Here is a 17,073-nt window from a genome sequence, read left to right as displayed (position 1 = left end):
CTCCCCCTCGCTTGCGCGTCGGGCTAGTGTCCTGTCAACTCTAAGAATTCGGGCTGGGTGCCACTGGCGGCTCGTCCGCCAGTGCGAGACGGACGCTGAATGCCGAGTCAATCCCAGCACTGGCGCACGAGCCGCCAGTGGCGCCCGTGCATCCGTAGGTTAAGTGTTGACAAAGCGCTAGTGATTGCGATTTCCAACAACGCGCTACCTATTGTCCGCCGAGGAAGGCAAGCAACGGCTATTTGCGCCCGCCTCGCGCCCTTCTTTCGCGCCGAAGCTCCCGGTAAGATGATCGCCATTGCTGGCGGTTTTCCCTTACTTCTCACATGGAGCGGCGCGTCCCCATGGTCAGAGTCGGCATCACGGGCATCGGGTTCATGGGCATGATCCACTACCTGGCCTACCAGCGGATCAAGGGCGTGAAGGTCGTCGCCATGTGCGAAAGCGACAAGAAGCGGCTCGAAGGGGATTGGCGCGGCATCAAGGGGAATTTTGGACCTCCCGGGGAGATGATGGACCTCTCCGGCGTCGATACGTATACCAACTACGACGAAATGCTGGCCAGCCCCAAGGTCGACCTGGTCGACGTCTGCCTGCCGCCGGCGCTGCACGCCGACTTCACGGTGAAAGCCCTCCAGGCCGGCAAACACGTGTTCTGCGAGAAGCCGATCGCCCTGAAGGTCAAAGAGAGCGAGCGGATGGTGGCCGCCGCGAAGAAGGCCGGCAAGCTGCTAATGATTGGCCAGGTGTTGCCGTTCTTCCCGGAGTACGCGCACGCCTACAAGCTCATCACGGGCGGTAAGTACGGCAAATTGCTCGGCGGCTTCTTCAAACGGATCATCTCCGATCCGCTCTGGGTGCCGAACTTCTACGATCCTAACCGCGTCGGCGGCCCGCTCCTCGATTTGCATATCCACGACGCGCATTTCATTCGCTTGCTGTGCGGCATGCCCGAGTCGGTCTACTCCAGCGGGCGCACGCGCGGCGAAGTGGTCGAGTTCCTCACCACGCAATTCGTCTACCCGGCGAAGCAACGCTTGAGCGTCACGGCCACCAGCGGCGTGCTCTATCAACAAGGCCGCTCGTTCACCCACGGCTTCGAGATCTACCTCGAAAAAGCCACGCTGCTCTACGATTTTCAAGTCATCGACGGTCAGCCGATCACCACGATGCCGCTCACGATCCTCGACGCGAAGGGCAAAGTCACCAAGCCCGAACTCGGCGCTAGCGACCCCATCGACGCCTTCGAAGCAGAACTGACCGCGGCAGCCAAAGCAGTAAAGACGGGCTCACCGTCCCCGATTTCCTCCGCCGATCTCGCCCGCGACGCGTTGATCCTCTGCCACAAGCAAAGCGAATCGGTGTTCAAGGGGAAGCTGGTGAAGGTGTAGCGCGACAGCTCACGATGCATTCGTAGAGGAGCCGGAAACGTCAGTGCCCGGAGCGCATTTGAAAGGACGATTGTTTCTATTCGCTCCGGGCGCTGACGCTTCCGGCTCTATTCGCGAATGCGGGGGTCATCGATACGGCGACCATCCAGCGCGCTGGACTTGCTGAGTCGGCCGCGCCGACTCACCGGTAGCAGGGCGCGCGCCCTGCTCTTCAGCCTTCGACTCCGTCCAGTCGGCGAATCGCCCGCCGGCAGGGTCGATGGCGATCTGTTTCTCCGCGATCAGGCGTTTGCCGCGCGGTGTGCGGTAGGTGACGATCAGTTTCAACTGGCGACTGTCAGGTGGTCGATTCGGCCAGGGCAATTCGAGAAAGAAGCCTTCGCCGACGGTGCGCCGTTCCCAAGTGCGGGCGAGTTCCGCCGAGGTGAATTTCCATTGCGCCACGCGCCCGCCGTCGCCCCGTTCGGAATCGACGAGAGCGAGCTCCACGTCGCCGGAAGTGCGGACCAACTCGCCGCGGGCATTACGCGGCTCCAAAACGACACTTAGTCCATCATCGCCGGGCTTGCCGTCGGCGTCGTAGCCGCCGGTTAACAGCCGATGGAAGGTAACGTCGTTGACGTTGGGATCCTCGATCGCGCCGCTTGCGCCCGGATCGAACGGCGGCGCGTCACTGGGTTCGTCGGCGTCAGGCGTGAAAGACGGCGCGTCGGTATCCGGCTCGCGGCGCGCTGGAAAATCCGGCAGCTCGATGCTCGGCGCACTTGGCTCGCTGTCACCACGGCTGCGTCGCGGAGTCTTCGATTCACCGCCGTCGAGCTCGTCGCGGAGACTGGCGTTCTCGCGCTGCGCGGAAGTCAGTTGCGCTTCCAAGTGCGCGTTCTCGTCTTCCAACGCGTAGATTTGATCTTCCAACAGCCGCATCTCACGATACAGCAACTGGTGATTGTGCGCATTCCGGCAGCCAGACGCTGACAGCGCAAAGAGTGCAACGGCGATGAAACATCCGTGTTTCATGCGAAGTGGAGAAAGTTCGAGCAGTAAAAGGGAATACGTGCAAATGAGAAAAGTAGTGTCATTAGTAACTACTTTACTCCTCTACACTTTTTCTCCTCCCGCTACTCCTTCTGCGTCTGTGTGTGATTGCCAATCCGTTCGATCACCTTGTCGATCAGCCCGTACTCCTGGGCTTCGATCGACGACATGAAGCGGTCGCGGTCCGTGTCCTGCTCGATTTTTTCCAGCGGGTGGCCGGTGTGCTTGAGCAGGATGCGGTTGAGCTTTTCCTTGACCTTCCGGAATTCCTTGGCGTGAATCATGATCTCCTCAGCCGTGCCTTCCATGCCGGCCATCGGTTGGTGAATCATGATTCGCGCATTGGGAAGCGCGAAGCGTTTGCCCGCGGCGCCGGCCGTCAACAACACGGCGCCCATCGAGGCCGCCTGGCCGATACAGTAGGTCGCCACGTCGCAGTTGATAAACTGCATCGTGTCGTAAATCGCCATGCCGGCGCTCACGCTGCCGCCCGGCGAGTTGATATACAGATGGATGTCGGCCTTGGGGTCTTCCGACTGCAGGAACAGCAATTGCGCGACGATCGCGTTGGCGACTTCGTCGTTCACGCCGGACCCCAGGAACACAATGCGGTCCTTGAGCAGGCGACTGTAAATGTCCATCGCCCGTTCTTCACGGCCGCTCTTCTCGATCACAAACGGAATCAGTGGCATGTGAGTGGGCCTTATTCTTCTTTGTCGTCTTCGGTCATGGGCGGCTTGGTAAGGATCTCGTCCACCAGCCCGTATTCTTTCGCTTCAACGGCCGTCAAATAACGGTCGCGGTCGGTGTCTTTGGCGATCCGCTCAATCGGCTGGCCGGTGTGACTGGCCAGGATCTCGTTGAGCACGTGCCGCGTCTTGAAGATCTCGTCCGCCTGGATCTCGATGTCGGACACCTGTCCGCCCACCGAGCCGTAGGGCTGATGGATCATCACCTTGGCATGCGGCAACGCGAAACGCTTGCCCTTGGCGCCGCCGGCCAGCAGCACCGCGCCGCCACTCGCCGCGAGGCCGACGCAGTACGTCGCCACGGGGCACGACAGCATTTGCATGGTGTCGTAAATCGCCAGCGTCGCGCTCACGCTGCCGCCCGGCGAATTGATATAGAAGTGGATTTCCTTGCGGCGATTTTCACTCTGCAAATACAAGAGCTTCATCACCAGTTCGTTGGCGTTGCCGTCGTGAATTTCGCCTTGCAGCAAGATCACGCGGTTTTCCAACAGCAAATCGCCCAGCGTCAACGCGCGCTGGCGCTGGTAGTCGCGATAGGCCGCCTGGGGATCAAACGACCCCGGTCGATAACTTCCGCTCATGGGACTCGATCTCGAGTTTTTGAATCTTGGTGTGAGAGCAGGGCCGCGCACCGAAAGCCGATACGCCACCGGCCGCGCGCCGGTCGCCAACCAGTGACCCCGTCGCCCACACCAGAATGGTAGCATGGCGGCGCAAACGGGGAAGCTCAGCTTCGATCAAGGGGCAGCTTGCGCCGACTGGACCGATCGTTAATTACCCATCTTGCCTTGCTCACGGCTTTTATCGCCGTCCGGCAAGGTGGATTCGGGGCCGGCGTTGTATTTCGCCTCGGGGATGTCACCGTCGTCCTCGCCGCCGCCAGCCGCTTGGTCCAGGGCCTCGGCGTCCTCCGAGTCGGTCTTGTATGGCGTATCGGTGAAAGTGGCTTCCTTGAGCACCATGTCGATCACCTTGCGTTCGATGATCTGATTGCGAAGCGTGTCCATCAGGCCGCGCTTTTGCAACTGGGCGCGCACCCGGCGGGGCGACTCGCTACTCTGCATGGCGATCAAGGCGATTTCCTTGTCGTAGTCTTCCGTCAGGTCTTCCACCTTTTCGTCTTCTGCGATCCGCTCCAGGATGAAGTGTTCCTTGAGCAACCGTGCGGTCGCCGACCGCGAGTTCTGTCGCAGCTCGTTTTCGTGAGCCAGGATCTGCTCGTCCGAGAAACCGCTCCGCCGCAATTCCAGTACCATCCGGTCCAGTTCGCGGCCCCATTGGCGACGCAACAAATCCGGCGGCAATTCCCAATCGGCATGCACCGTCAATGCGCCCAACACTTGCTCGCGTGCGCGGCGTTGTTGATGGAATTCCAGTTGCCGCGCCAGGTTCTTTTTGACGGCCTCGCGAAGCTCGTCCTCGCTATCGAAGTCTCCGACCGTTTTCAAGAACTCGTCGCTCAACTCCGGCGCTTCGAGACGCTTGACTTCCAGCACGTCGAACACGGCTTCGATGGATTTCCCACGGAGCGATTCGTTCGGGGCGTCCTCGGTCAACTTCGCTTTGCCAATACGCGTCTCGCCAGCCTTGACGCCCGCCATCAACTTGTCGAAAGCTTCGATCTTGCCGTCGCGGAAGCTCAACACCTTGCGGATGCGAATCACTTCCTCGGCGCTGCTGCTGATTTCGCGGTCGCCGTCCTTGAAAGTCAGCTTTGTGGAGATATAGTCGCCAGCCTCCGCGGGACCGTCGTGCGGCACCAATCGGCCTTGGCGCTCCAGCAACGACTTGATTTGCTGCTCGACGTCGACCTCGGTGAATTCACGGACCGGGCGTTCGACTTTCAGACCCTTCCAGTTGGGCACGTCGAATTCCGGCCGTACTTCCAGATTGAACTCATAGACCATCGGGCCTTCGTCCGGCACGTTAATGCCGACCGGGTCGATGTCCGGCTCGCTGATCGCCGCCAAGGCGTTGTCGTCGGTCGCCTGGGTCATGCTGTCCATCAACAGCGACCCCTTGATCTGATCGGTGATTTCCTTCTTGAAGCGGCTCTCGACGAGCTTGCGCGGCGCGCGACCGTTGCGGAAGCCCGGGATGGACGCCTTGCCCATCAGGTCGCTGTACGCGGCGTCGTAATACTTGTCGATGTCCTCACGCGGGATCGTGACCGTGATGTGGCGCTGGCAAGCGCCGGTCTTGTCGATCTTCACGTCCAGATTGAGGCGTTCCTTGGCGTCTTCCGCGCCCTCGACCGCCACCGCACCGGCTTCTTCTTCGCGTTCATCCGCCATGATTCACCCATCTCGACCGACAAAAAGCGGCACAGGCGGTCCGCTTGTCCACTGACAAACGAACCGCCTGGACCATGTAATCCTGGAAAACCAGAGCGGGTGATGGGATTCGAACCCACGACAGCCACGTTGGCAACGTGACGCTCTACCACTGAGCTACACCCGCGTGTGCTCGCAAAACGCCGGGCAAGTGCCACGCCTGGAGCGGGGCCGGAAACTGCGCGGCGCAAAGGCTTGCGCGATTATAGAACTGCCGTAAACGGATGCAAGGGTACTCCCCGAGCCGTTTGACACAGTCAGCCATCAGCCAGGAGACAACTCCGAGGACAATGTTCGTCGAAATCTCGCCTGGTTCCGAAGTGCATCGTCAATATCGCGCCTTTCGTCCCGTCAAAGGTTGTTGATACCCCACTTTTCCCTAGCTATAGTAAGGGTTTGCGATGCGCGACGGAAAAATCGGCCTAATCGGCCGAAAATCCGCCCGCGAAACGGATCGGCAGGGCGGCCGGACGGTACGGTAAGGGGCGGAGTGCCTCGCTTGGCCAGGCTATCCGTCGAGGGAGCCCCTCATGCGCGCGAAGTTAATTATCGTGGGTGGCAAAGCCAACCGCGCGGAAGTCCGCCTCAAGCTCCCCGTCATTGTCGGTCGGAGCCGTAAGGCCGGAATCGTCATCGACCATCACACGGTCAGCCGCCAGCACTGCGAACTATTCGAGGAAAACGGCGAAATCTTTGTCCGGGACCTCGGCTCGCTGAACGGCACGCACGTCTCAGGCGATCAGGTCCAACGCGCGCTTTTGGAGCATGGCGCCGAGTTGTGCATCGGCCCGCTGACCTTCCGACTCGTCTACAATCACCTCGCCAATACGGTCGCACCGTCGGCGGCTCCCACGGAAGACGCGGTTCTCCCCGACGCTCCCGCCGACCTGCCGGAACTCGCGGAAACGGTCGTCAACCTGCCGCGGATTGCGCGCCCGGAACCGCTCGAAGAACTCGTCAACGCCAGCCTACCCGATGCACCGCTGGTGGATCTTGGCGGCGACGATGGTTTCGATCTCGACCTTCCCGTTGATGAGGAACCGATTGCCGCGGCTGCCGAATCGATCGCGGAATCCCCCGAAGAACTCGATCTCTTGGGCTCGGACGACGACTCCTTTGATCTGGACCTGGAATCCCCGCTCGTTGCACCCGAAGCGCTCGATCCAGCCCCAATCTCAGCAACGAAGCATGATGAAATCCCAGCTGCGGACGACGACGAGCTGAGCTTCGACCTCTCGCCCATGCCGGAGTTGGAGGAGATTGCCCCGGTCGTCGCGGCGAAAACTCCGGCGCCGCCGCAGGCGCCTTTGACGAGCAAACCCGCCGAGTCGGCGGACGACGATGATTTCTTGGCGATGATGACCGAGGAAACCGTCGTCGTTGAGCGACCAGCCGCCAGGCCTGAAGCCGTCGAGGAATTGGCGGAAGTGGCGAGCCTGCCGAAAGCGGAAGCCGAAGTGCCGCCGAGCGGCGCGCCGGACGAAGATGACTTCCTTGCCATGATGACCGAAGAAACGATCGTCATGGAACGGCCGCCGGCGCCGCCGACCGAGGACGCGGAGTTGTCGTTCGACGATCCTGAACTCCTTGAGGCAACAAGTTCCACGGCGTCGGCAGTCAAGACTGAGGACGAGAGCGAACTGGATTGGCTGGACGTCGAAGAACCGCCTCAAACGGCCGAGCCGGCGGACGTCGACCTCAATGAACTCGCGGCCAACATGCCGCCCGCCTTTTCCAGCGCCGAGACACAGGTCATCGACGAGATCGACGAGCTCGAGGAGCTCGCCTTCGACGAGCCAGTGGCCGAGAGTGCCGCGCCCGTGCCACACGTCGAAACGACGCGGCCCGCGAAGAAAAAACGCGGCCTCTGGCCCTTTGGCCGCCAGAAAGCAGCTGCCGTGGAAATCGCGAATGACGTTGTCGACGAACTCGAACCGGTTGCCGAATCGCCCGTTGCTGAGACGTCGGTTGCCGCGTCGTCCGTGACCGAGATGCTCGGCGGGAAGACGGTCGTCATGGGCAATCGCAATTCTGAGGGCGCTGAATCGACGTCGCCGAACGACGATTCCATCGTCGATATCAGCCTGACCCACGAAATTTCGCATGAAACGACGGTGGTGATCGACGACGCGGAATGGTTCGCGGATGAGACGCCTGCGTCGCCGACTGAGAAGCCGAAGCGCGGATTGTTCGGCCTGAAACGCAAAGCCAAATCGGCAGCGGCGCTGGATGCGGCGCAGGCAGAAATGCCCGTCCCCGCCACGCAAGCGGTGGCCGAAGCGACAGGCACGGCGACGACGAAGCGCGGCTGGTGGCCGTTTTCCAAGAAGGGGGCGGCCAAGTCCCAGAAACCGGTGGCGGAAGTCGCTCCGACCGCTGCGCCTGCGGGCTCCGCGCCCGCGGCGACAGTGGGTTCCCCTTCGCCGGAGTCCTTCGAGTTTTCCGACGCGGAACTCCTAGAGATCACCGCCGAAGGCCCGCCGCCAGCCTCGGCCGCGCGGAACCCCCAGGAATTGGCCGCCGACGAGGTGCTCGACTTCGAACTGGATTTGCCGCTCGAAGAAACGTCCGGCAATATCAAGCCCGTCTTGTCCGACGCGCCCCCGCCGGCCACAGGAGCGGACGACGACGACTTCCTTGATTTTCTCGCCGAGGAATTGCCAAGCACCAAGCAAAAGCCTCGCGGCTGAGCTCGCCGTCGAGCTAAGACCAGCGCCAACACGCACGGCAATAGGAACATCAAGAGCATTGCGCTGGATACAATTGCTTTGAGTATCCACCACGGTGTTCCACGATCGACGGTGATGGAATACACAAACAGCGCCAACGACGAGAGCGGCCAGTATGCGGCGGCGCCTAAGACACCGAAGCCAAGCAGCATTTCGAAACCCACGAAGGGGTCTTGGCCCGGTAACTGCATTTCGAGCCACGCTGCGTACAAAATCAGCGCAAACACCGCGATGCAGGGAATTGCGTTCAGCAGCAACCCGATGAACAGGGTGTTACTGAGCCACGGATACGGGGGCAGCTTCAGGTCATCGGTAGTCGCCACGTGCGGCGCCAATGGTGAAGCGTAAGGGTTGGAGGCATCCACTCGCGCATTCCCATGATCTTAGTCCAATTCATCAGCGGACGTTGACATCACCATACTAAGAATCAGGCCGCAGCCCAACATCCATAGCGCGAGCATGATTGCCGCGGTAACGGACTTGAATCGCCACCATCGCGTATAGCGATCCACAGACGCGGTGTAAATCACCGCCGTCAACGACGTGATCGGCCACATCACCATCAGCCACACGATGTTGATCAACCCGCAGGCCTTGACCATGTCGATCCAGAGAGCAGGCGCTCCGAGACGCTCTAGGCTCCGTCTAACATCCGGCAACAGTTCACTGAGCGGTATAGCGACAATGTTCATGAAGAGCGCCGCAGTAATTGCCCGGGAAGCCCAAGGCCTCGGAGGTGCTTTGACGTCGAATTCATATTGAAGCGGCGCCTCCGCGACCTTCGGCGATACATAAGGATTCATCTCGTCGCTCATCCAATTCCTCCCTCTTGCCGTATGCCGCGATTTTCATTGCGTGACTCGACCCTTCCCAACGGCGCCGCCTCCTATTGCCGTGTTCTTCGTGCCCCGTGGTGAACCCGCGTGAGCATCGGCACAAAAACCTTGCGCAAAGCTCACACACTTTCCCTGTGGAAAAGACGTAGTATTGAATTGGACAACCTGCCGCATTGGCCGATGGCGGGGAACGCACAACCCACCGGCAGTCGATGTCCCAACGCCGTTCTCCCGGACGGCCTTGTTTTATTGGCGGAGTAGTTGAGGCATGTCGCCTTACCGAGGTCGGCTACAGTAGCGGTAATTGAATTACAAACTCGGTTCCGCCCCCTTGCGCCCCTTGTACCGATAACTCGCCGCCGTGCTGCTGAATGATGCGCCAGCATTTCGGCAAGCCCATGCCGAGCCCTCGCCCGGCTTGTCGCCCTGAATAGTACGGATCGAAGATCAGCCCGCGTTCCTGCGTCGAGATGCCCGGGCCGTTGTCGCGCACAAAGATCGTCGTCCCCTGCACGTCGATGGAAACGATCCCGCCGTCGCTAACGGCATTCAACGCGTTCTCGATCAGCCCGCGCAGCGCCGTAGAAATCTGCGCCGGGTCGATGGAGATCTCCACCGGCCTGGAAAACGTGGAGTCGATCCGCACGCCGCGCTGATCCGCCGCAGCGCGAACGCGCTCAATGGTTTCGCGGACCAATTGCGTTAAATCTGTATCTTGTTTCACCGGCGCCGGCGGCCGCGCGAAGAGCATCAAATCGGCGATCATCTCATGCACGCGCGTCGCTTGCGTTTTGATGAGCGCCAGGTCCGCGCGCCGCGCTTCGTCCGTCTCGCCGCGCAACAGTAATTGCGCCCGGCCGGAGATCACCGCCAGCGGATTGTTCATCTCATGCCCGGCGCCGGCTGCAAACTCGGCCAGCGCGGTGAGCTTAGCTTCGTCGAGGGCGTGACTAAAGTCGCCAAGCAATTGTACTATGCGAGAGCGCAGCCCGAGCACGCTTCGCAGCCGCGCAAGGGCCGCAAGATGCGCCGGCGAAATCGCATCATCACGATTATCCTCTCGCGAATATCGCGCGAGCAATTCCTGCAAGCAGTGGATCGTTCGCCGCTCGTCGCAGTCTCCGGTCAGTCCGAATTCCGTCGCAAGTACCGCGAACTCGGGCTCGGTTGCCAACGCCGCGCGCACATGCGCGGCGCGAACTACGCCGTCCTCCGCCAACACGGCATCGAGCAACGACAGCAACGTTTCGACTTGCCAGTTCGCGAAGTTCACGCCGGCGCTCACGAGATTCAAATCGAGGCACAAGCAAGGTGAACGGAACCCATTCACCCGCCTGGTTGCCTCCAACCTTTCGTGTGTTTCGCGTGTTTCGCGGTTCACGCTCGTCCGTTACACGTTCGCCGCTTCCATATCCAGCAGTTGGCACATCCGGTCGACGAGTTGTTCGATCTCGAACGGCTTGTGCATGAAATCGTTGGCCCCCGCGGCGCGGAGGTCTTCGATCTTGTCGTCTTCCACCATGCCGGAGATGCAGATGATCCGCACCGAGTCCATGGTGCTGTCGCCGCGGACTCGCTGGCAGACTTCGCGGCCATTGATGTCCGGCAGCATCACGTCCAGCACAATCAGTTCGGGACGGTATTCCTTGACCATCATGCCGGCGTCGAAACCGTTGTTGACGCTCCGGGTTTCGAACCGGCCGTCCCGCTCCAGCACTTCCGTGATCAGCTCCACCAACTCGACGTCATCGTCGACCACCAGCACCTTCCGTTTGCCGCTTTCCAGCGCGTCGGTCGGAATCTGGTTGTCCTTCATGAACTGGTACAGTTCCGCCCGCGGAATGCGGCGGAAGCGGCTGCCCGGAACGCGAAAACCGCGCAGTTGTCCGGAGTCAAAACAGCGAATGATGGTTTGTTGGCTGACTTTGCAAATCTTGGCCGCTTCGCCCGTCGTGAAGACATCCTTCATGGGTTTACCACCCTTCTCCTAGCCGATGGTGGGCTAGTCTAGGCAACCTCCAAGACAGCTCTATCCACAAGAGCCGCCCGGCGGAGGTCCAGTCATCCGTGTCACACTAGCCGTTGGCGTCAACGCCCGAGGGTCCGCCCTCTTCTGGGAAGCCAGGCTCCCTGGGGAACCAAGATTCCTAAATCCTTTGTCCGCTGACGCTTTCGCATTCCGCAGGCTCTTCCGGTTCTTCCCGAACTACCGGACTTGCCACGTCGAGCAATTATAGCCAGGCGAAATATCGAGTCAATATCGATTCATTCGACGCAAGCGCCAACACGACAATGACTTACGACAATCGCCACGGAACCGCCAGAATTACCAGTTACCCGGTTCGCGTAATTCCCCCGCCCCAAAACGTCGGGTATAGCTCACCCAGCTTCGGGATGTGAATGCGGGAAATGCGTTTGGAAACGCGGAGGCGCAGAGGCGCGGAGAGCGACAACACTAGCCCGTAGCGCCAGCGAGGGAGAGCCGACATCGGTGATCGTTGGACGTGAACGCCCAGCGAATCTCCGACCAGTAACTGCGAACAACGTTTCGCTAGACACCTTGCACAGCTGGCGTGTCAGATGTGATACATGCCTTCGGTCGGCTCTTTCGTGCGGTCGAGCAGATCGCCGAACGAGAGGCCGTCGAGCATTTCACGTTCGACTTGCAACACTTCGCGCCAGGCTTCCTGTAACACCCGCGCGGCAATCGATTGGGGCAGTGCGCTGTTCGTTGGACCGTCGTCTGGGCCGTCGATGACGGTCATCACCGCACCGAGAGAAACCTCGTCCGGCGACTTGATGAGCTGGTAGCCGCCGGCGGCCCCGCGCGTGCTGGCGACGTATCCAGCGCCTTTGAGCTGCAGCAGGATCTGCACCAGAAAACGGGGCGGAATCCCGTGTTTTTCGGCAATTGCCCCGATCCGCACCGGTTCCGCCGAACCATACGCCGCCGCCAATTCGAGCATGGCGATGCAGGCGTATTCAGTCTTGGCGGAGAGTTTCATGGGGCAGTTTGAAGTTTTCAGTTTTCAGTTTTCAGTGAGAATTTCAGTCCGTATCCCAACTGAAAACTGAACACTGAAAACTTCAAACTCGTCCTCAGTCCTTAGTATGCAATCCACACTCGGTCTTCTGAAATCCGCTCCAGCGGCCGGCGCGTTCGTCTTCGCCGAACATTACCGCTCGCGTGCAGGGCCAGCAGCCGATGCTCGGGTAACCCTGGTCGTGCAGCGGGTTGTACGGGACGTCGTGAGCCGTGATCAGCTTCCAGACGTCCTGCTTCGTCCAGTTCGCCAGCGGGTTCACCTTCACCAGGTTGAACTTCTTGTCGACACCGACGATCGGCGCGTTCGCCCGGTCCGGGCTCTGGTCGCGGCGAATGGCCGTCATCCAGGCGTCCCAGCCCTCGGCCGCCTGCTTGAGGACCTTCACTTTGCGATCGGCGCAGCACTGGTCCGGGTTCGTCTTGTACAGCGGGCCGCCGTGCTTGGCCTCGTATTCGGCCACCGTCAGCTCCGGCTGCTTCATTTCGACCAGGATTCCGTACCGCTGGGCGATGCGCTCCCGCAATTCCAGCGTCTCTTTGAATTGATAGCCGGTGTCCAGGTTGAACACATGCACTCGCGGCTCGATCTCCGCCAGCATGTGGATGATCGCACAGCCTTCCGGGCCGAATGCCGTGGCCATCGTCAGCTTGGGAAAGTAGTGCTCCACGGCCCAAGCGATAATCTCCTGCGGCGTCGCCGTTTCGAGCTTCTGGCTCGATTCCGCCAGGAAAGCGATCTCCTCATCGGAGAACACCTTCGGCCCAGACGAGGGCGCCGGCGCAGGTTCCGTAGTTTCCAGGACGGGCATTTCAGGCACGTGCAGCTTGAGTTGGGGCCGGTAAGTCACCGGCGAGGCAGTCGTTTTGCGAGCAGCGGTCGGCGTGCTCATGGCATTCAATCCTTCGTCAGGTAATGGATCGCCGCCAAGGCGTGGGCAATCATACTAATGTTGCTCATCTAAGTCAACATTAAGCCTAGCCCACCAATCGATATCGACGCTTCCCAGTCCGATTCTGCAACCTAGACCGCTTATCCCGTGGCCAATACCGGCGTTTAACCGCGAAACACGCGAAATGGCGCGAAAGGGAGGACGAATTGATTCACGGACTACACGGAAAGACACGGAACAAGAGAGCATTCATTTCCGTGTCCTTCCGTGTATTCCCTGGACCATTCTGCCTTTTCGCGTTCTTTTCGCGTGTTTCGCGGTTAATTCTCCTCCTCGCGTCTGCGCTTGAACTTGCGCCGCGGCGTCGCCACAATCTCCTTTTCCAGGTGGAACTTGCGGCAATCGCGATCGAGCGGACAAGGCGGGAATCTATGGCGGCGGAGACATTCTTGGCGGTCGATCTGGGGGCCTCCAGCGGCCGGGTCATGGCCGGTTCCTTCGACGGGCGGCTCCTGGCCCTGGGCGAGGTGAACCGCTTCGAGAACGGGCCCGTCGTCGTTGCGGGCAGCAAACATTGGGACTTGCTGCACCTCTGGTCGCACGTTTGCCGGGGGCTGACGGCCGCCGGGGCGAAGTACGGCGATCAAATCCGCAGCGTCGGCGTCGACACCTGGGGGGTCGATTTCGCCCTGTTGGGACGGAACAACGTCCTGCTCGGCAACCCGAACCATTATCGCGACCACCGCACCGACGGCATTCTCGACAAGGCGTTTCGCCTCGTGAGCCGAGAGGAGATTTTTCATCACTCCGGACTGCAGTTCATGCAGTTCAACACGCTGTATCAACTGCTGGCGATGAAATGGGCCGATTCGCCGCTGCTGGAAATGGCCGAATCGCTGCTGATGATGCCCGACGTCTTCAACTGGCTGCTTACCGGCGTCAAAGTGAACGAGTTCACCAACGCCACCACGACGCAGTTCTATAATCCCACACGCGGGCATTGGGCCGCCGATCTCTTTGAGCGATTCCAGTTACCGCTTCACATCTTGGGCGAAATCACGCAGCCCGGTGCGAAGCTTGGCCACTTGCGCCAGGAACTGGCCGAAGAAACCGGGCTGAACAATGTCGAAGTGGTGCTACCGGGCACGCACGACACCGCCAGCGCCGTGATGGCGGTCCCCGCCCGAGGCGTCGGCGCGGAGAAGCCCGATTGGTGCTACATCAGCTCCGGCACCTGGAGCCTGATGGGCCTGGAGCTGCCGCGCCCCGTGGTGAACGATCGCTGCCTGCAACTCAACTTCACGAACGAGGGGGGCGTGGGCGGCACGATTCGACTGCTGAAAAACATCGGCGGACTCTGGCTCATTCAGGAATGCCGCCGCATCTGGGCGAAACAAGGTTGCGAATTCACCTGGGAAGCGCTGTTACGCTTGAGCGCCGAAGCGCCGCCGCTCGTCTCGATGGTGAACCCGGACGACGCCACGCTGCTTGCTCCGGCCGATATGCCGCACGCCATGCGCGACTACTGCCGCCGTACCGGACAAGCACAACCTGCCGATGAGGGCGCCATGGTGCGCTGCGCCCTGGAAAGCCTCGCCCTCCGCTACCGGCAAGTCCTTGGCCATCTTGAAGAACTCGCCGACACGAAGATTCGCACGATCCACATCGTCGGCGGCGGCGCCCTCAACCGGCAACTCTGCCAATTCACCGCCGACGCCTGCAACCGCCGCGTGATCGCCGGCCCAGTCGAAGCCACAGCCATCGGCAACGTCATGATGCAAGCCGCGGCAGCCGGCGCCGTCAGCAACATCGCCGAAGCCCGCGAAGTCATCCGCCGCTCCTTCTCAGTGGAAGAGTATGAACCATCGGAGCATCGCGAAGCCTGGGAAGCGGCTTATGGGGTGTTTGAACGGTTGACGGGGTGATGGACATCGCGACATGCAGTAGAATTCCTGGCAACTGCTTGTTCGAGGAATGCGACCACTCACGTATTTCCGCAAACTCGACGGGTTGGGCCAATCTACGATTTTGCCATGATCGACGATGACCTTGATTCGATCAACAAAGCATTTCAAGAGGGGAGTCAGCATAGTAGCGCTGCGCGTCAGTGTGTTGAGCACTTTGATGAACATCTCCTCGCAGCGGAAAAGTTTCGTGACGCGGCAATCAAGTGTTCGACACTCCTGATTAAAACCGCACTTGATCCAATCGGAGACGAGTTGCGGATGTTGTGCGACTACTACGCTTATGAAGCGGAGCGCTCTCGAGCATTTTGGCACTATGAACGACATGAAGCGGCAGAATCGCTCCATGCACTACAACTAGCAGGGATTTGCCTTGACCGGCACATCCTCGTACTGCGCGAGCAGTTAGCTGCGACGAGTGAGGTTCCAGAGCACCGACTCTTAAGCTTTCTAGAAAAGGCGGAGTTCTATCGTCACGTCGTTGGCGTTACTGAGGTTGCATTTCGCGCGCGAGAGTCCTGGGACAACAGCCGTTTCATTGACGCATTTGATCTCTACCGGGAAGCCATCGACAAATGCGCACGATTGGCAGAAACTGCAAGAACACGAGGAGACTACGCAGGACACCGAATCCTTTTGGGCAATCAGTACGGCTATGTGGCAAATGCGTGTGCCGCTGCAGCGAAACACATCGACACAACGCGTCAGCTTCATGGTCCGATACCACCGGAAGTTGCGTGTCAGTTGCTGCAGCTTTACTTGGACGCATTTCGCGCTACAGCAGTAGCCTCGACTTCCAACCCTGAGCGATCACAATATCGTGAACTGATTTCGGATTGTAGATCACACATCGAAGGAATGTTGATCGACAACAAGCACGAATGGCGTTTCCTCATTCTGCAGTTTAATAGCGACGCCGAACTTCACAAAGTGATGGCGTCACTTGATCCGGACGTTTACTTTCGAATTGTGAATGGTGCAGCGACGACGAGCGGTGAATCAATGAACTCAACGATGACAGTCCTTCTACTTGCGTCAAATCCTATGGACACTGCCCAGTTGAGGCTGGACGAGGAAGCTAGGTCGATCGAGGAGCATGTTGACAGATCTGATGGCCGAGACTTGCTCAAACTGAAAACGTCTTGGGCCGTACGCGCAAGCGACCTTCAGCGTGAATTGCTGAAACACAAACCGACCATCGTCCACTTCCGCGCGCATGGTTCGGCAACTGGCGAACTGCTTCTCGAGGACGTCAATGGGCAAGGCATGGCAATAACCGAAGAAGCACTTGCAGGTCTATTTAAGGCGTTGCAAGGACAGGTGCGATGTGTGGTGCTGAACGCATGCGATTCACTTAAGCATGCGCGAAAACTCAAGAAGCACGTTGACTTTGTCATCGCGATGTCGTCAGAAAGCGACGACGACGCTGCAATCGCGTTCTCGTCACACTTTTATCAAGCGATTGGCTTTGGTCAATCGATTGCGAGATCGTTTGAACTCGGGAAGAATGCCGTTGCACTGGTGGGAATTGAAGGGCCGAAAGTTCCGAAGCTGTTGGTAAGAGCAGGTGCTGACGAGAAGTTGCCACTCATCAACACGGTGCTCCAGCAAGCGGACTCGCCGCTGCCGCAACTTGCTGCGCTGTGTGATGTGACCGTCCAGAAGTGGCGGCGCTTTGATCATCTTCAATTTCAGGTCGACAAAGCGCAGCATTTTCTTGCGGAGTTTTCGGAATCGCTATTCGGGTTTTCAGAACGTTTCGCAAGTGGCTTGAAACCGTCGGATTGTAACCAACTGAAGGCATTTGCAGCCGATCTGCACAAACTTGCAAACATGATCGTTCAGAAACCGCGTTTAGCGTCAATTGATACGGGCAATCCAATTGATGGCCATGAGGAACGAAGGTTCAAGGATGAGGCCGAAGAATTAATTGAAAGTGTCGTCACATTTGCAAAGCGACGGGCGTAACCCTTGTTGTGGCACGGTCCGGAGACGATCGGTATCTACTTCCACTGTCTCTTGTGATTGACCTGGCGTAACTCTTTTTGTACACCACTCTTCCGTTGGCCATGACGGCTGGGGAAGGAGGGTGTGATG

The 17,073-nt window shown here is 59.6% G+C and carries 13 protein-coding genes and 1 tRNA gene; 4 read left to right on the top strand and 10 right to left on the bottom strand.

Translation table 11 applies throughout. The features are described 5' to 3' along the window. Nucleotides 1-326: 326 nt before the first annotated feature. The gene (locus tag SGJ19_11370; protein MDZ4780843.1) at nt 327-1,391 is read left to right on the top strand and encodes a Gfo/Idh/MocA family oxidoreductase; all 1,065 of its coding nucleotides are present in this window, start codon (nt 327-329) and stop codon (nt 1,389-1,391) included. Between the two features lie 126 nt (nt 1,392-1,517). On the opposite strand, the gene SGJ19_11365 is transcribed toward SGJ19_11370, so the two are convergent. The 5 genes from SGJ19_11365 to SGJ19_11345 all read right to left on the bottom strand — a co-directional run bounded on the left by SGJ19_11365 (nt 1,518) and on the right by SGJ19_11345 (nt 5,638). Then, on the bottom strand, nt 1,518-2,408 hold the full coding sequence (locus SGJ19_11365) for a hypothetical protein (GenBank protein ID MDZ4780842.1): 891 nt from the start codon (nt 2,406-2,408) through the stop codon (nt 1,518-1,520). Between the two features lie 101 nt (nt 2,409-2,509). Beyond that, nucleotides 2,510-3,118 carry an ATP-dependent Clp endopeptidase proteolytic subunit ClpP gene (gene clpP / locus SGJ19_11360; GenBank protein MDZ4780841.1) on the bottom strand — a complete coding sequence of 203 codons (609 nt, stop codon included), beginning with the start codon at nt 3,116-3,118 and terminating at the stop codon, nt 2,510-2,512. 11 nt (nt 3,119-3,129) lie between these two features. Further along, complete coding sequence (locus tag SGJ19_11355) at nt 3,130-3,759, bottom strand: ATP-dependent Clp protease proteolytic subunit (protein MDZ4780840.1); 630 nt, start codon at nt 3,757-3,759, stop codon at nt 3,130-3,132. A 189-nt stretch (nt 3,760-3,948) separates the two neighbouring features. Next, complete coding sequence (gene tig, locus SGJ19_11350) at nt 3,949-5,472, bottom strand: trigger factor (protein MDZ4780839.1); 1,524 nt, start codon at nt 5,470-5,472, stop codon at nt 3,949-3,951. A gap of 94 nt (nt 5,473-5,566) precedes the next feature. Further along, nucleotides 5,567-5,638: transfer RNA gene (locus SGJ19_11345), tRNA-Gly, on the bottom strand. Between the two features lie 403 nt (nt 5,639-6,041). Here SGJ19_11345 and SGJ19_11340 point away from each other — a divergent pair. Then, nucleotides 6,042-8,201, top strand: coding sequence for an FHA domain-containing protein (locus tag SGJ19_11340; protein ID MDZ4780838.1), 2,160 nt, complete (start codon nt 6,042-6,044; stop codon nt 8,199-8,201). Nucleotides 8,202-8,623: 422 nt separating this feature from the next. Here the strand turns inward: SGJ19_11340 and SGJ19_11335 are convergent, their stop codons facing one another. The 5 genes from SGJ19_11335 to SGJ19_11315 all read right to left on the bottom strand — a co-directional run bounded on the left by SGJ19_11335 (nt 8,624) and on the right by SGJ19_11315 (nt 12,931). Beyond that, nucleotides 8,624-9,055, bottom strand: coding sequence for a hypothetical protein (locus SGJ19_11335; GenBank protein ID MDZ4780837.1), 432 nt, complete (start codon nt 9,053-9,055; stop codon nt 8,624-8,626). A gap of 310 nt (nt 9,056-9,365) precedes the next feature. Next, entirely contained in the window at nt 9,366-10,361 is a 996-nt protein-coding gene (locus SGJ19_11330; protein ID MDZ4780836.1) for a HAMP domain-containing sensor histidine kinase, read from the bottom strand. A gap of 105 nt (nt 10,362-10,466) precedes the next feature. Continuing rightward, nucleotides 10,467-11,045, bottom strand: coding sequence for a response regulator (locus tag SGJ19_11325; GenBank protein ID MDZ4780835.1), 579 nt, complete (start codon nt 11,043-11,045; stop codon nt 10,467-10,469). Nucleotides 11,046-11,652: 607 nt separating this feature from the next. After that, on the bottom strand, nt 11,653-12,081 hold the full coding sequence (locus SGJ19_11320) for an Rrf2 family transcriptional regulator (protein ID MDZ4780834.1): 429 nt from the start codon (nt 12,079-12,081) through the stop codon (nt 11,653-11,655). A 94-nt stretch (nt 12,082-12,175) separates the two neighbouring features. Then, on the bottom strand, nt 12,176-12,931 hold the full coding sequence (locus SGJ19_11315) for a phosphoadenylyl-sulfate reductase (GenBank protein MDZ4780833.1): 756 nt from the start codon (nt 12,929-12,931) through the stop codon (nt 12,176-12,178). Nucleotides 12,932-13,443: 512 nt separating this feature from the next. Between SGJ19_11315 and SGJ19_11310 the strand changes: the two genes are divergently transcribed. Continuing rightward, nucleotides 13,444-14,937, top strand: a complete 1,494-nt coding sequence (locus SGJ19_11310; protein ID MDZ4780832.1) for a rhamnulokinase family protein — start codon at nt 13,444-13,446, stop codon at nt 14,935-14,937. Between the two features lie 108 nt (nt 14,938-15,045). Next, the gene (locus SGJ19_11305) at nt 15,046-16,944 is read left to right on the top strand and encodes a CHAT domain-containing protein (protein ID MDZ4780831.1); all 1,899 of its coding nucleotides are present in this window, start codon (nt 15,046-15,048) and stop codon (nt 16,942-16,944) included. The last annotated feature ends 129 nt before the right edge of the window (nt 16,945-17,073 follow it).

The organism is Planctomycetia bacterium (assembly GCA_034440135.1).
In the GTDB taxonomy this organism is placed as follows: domain Bacteria; phylum Planctomycetota; class Planctomycetia; order Pirellulales; family JALHLM01; genus JALHLM01.
Note: the sequence above shows the minus strand (reverse complement) of the source record. Positions and strands in the feature narration are given on the sequence as shown.

Coding starts and splice junctions, on each gene's coding strand:
- SGJ19_11370 (MDZ4780843.1), top strand. CDS start 327: ATGGAGCGGCGCGTCCCCATGGTCAGAGTCGGCATCACGGGCATCGGG.
- SGJ19_11365 (MDZ4780842.1), bottom strand. CDS start 2,408: ATGAAACACGGATGTTTCATCGCCGTTGCACTCTTTGCGCTGTCAGCG.
- clpP (MDZ4780841.1), bottom strand. CDS start 3,118: ATGCCACTGATTCCGTTTGTGATCGAGAAGAGCGGCCGTGAAGAACGG.
- SGJ19_11355 (MDZ4780840.1), bottom strand. CDS start 3,759: ATGAGCGGAAGTTATCGACCGGGGTCGTTTGATCCCCAGGCGGCCTAT.
- tig (MDZ4780839.1), bottom strand. CDS start 5,472: ATGGCGGATGAACGCGAAGAAGAAGCCGGTGCGGTGGCGGTCGAGGGC.
- SGJ19_11340 (MDZ4780838.1), top strand. CDS start 6,042: ATGCGCGCGAAGTTAATTATCGTGGGTGGCAAAGCCAACCGCGCGGAA.
- SGJ19_11335 (MDZ4780837.1), bottom strand. CDS start 9,055: ATGAGCGACGAGATGAATCCTTATGTATCGCCGAAGGTCGCGGAGGCG.
- SGJ19_11325 (MDZ4780835.1), bottom strand. CDS start 11,045: ATGAAGGATGTCTTCACGACGGGCGAAGCGGCCAAGATTTGCAAAGTC.
- SGJ19_11320 (MDZ4780834.1), bottom strand. CDS start 12,081: ATGAAACTCTCCGCCAAGACTGAATACGCCTGCATCGCCATGCTCGAA.
- SGJ19_11315 (MDZ4780833.1), bottom strand. CDS start 12,931: ATGCCCGTCCTGGAAACTACGGAACCTGCGCCGGCGCCCTCGTCTGGG.
- SGJ19_11310 (MDZ4780832.1), top strand. CDS start 13,444: ATGGCGGCGGAGACATTCTTGGCGGTCGATCTGGGGGCCTCCAGCGGC.
- SGJ19_11305 (MDZ4780831.1), top strand. CDS start 15,046: ATGATCGACGATGACCTTGATTCGATCAACAAAGCATTTCAAGAGGGG.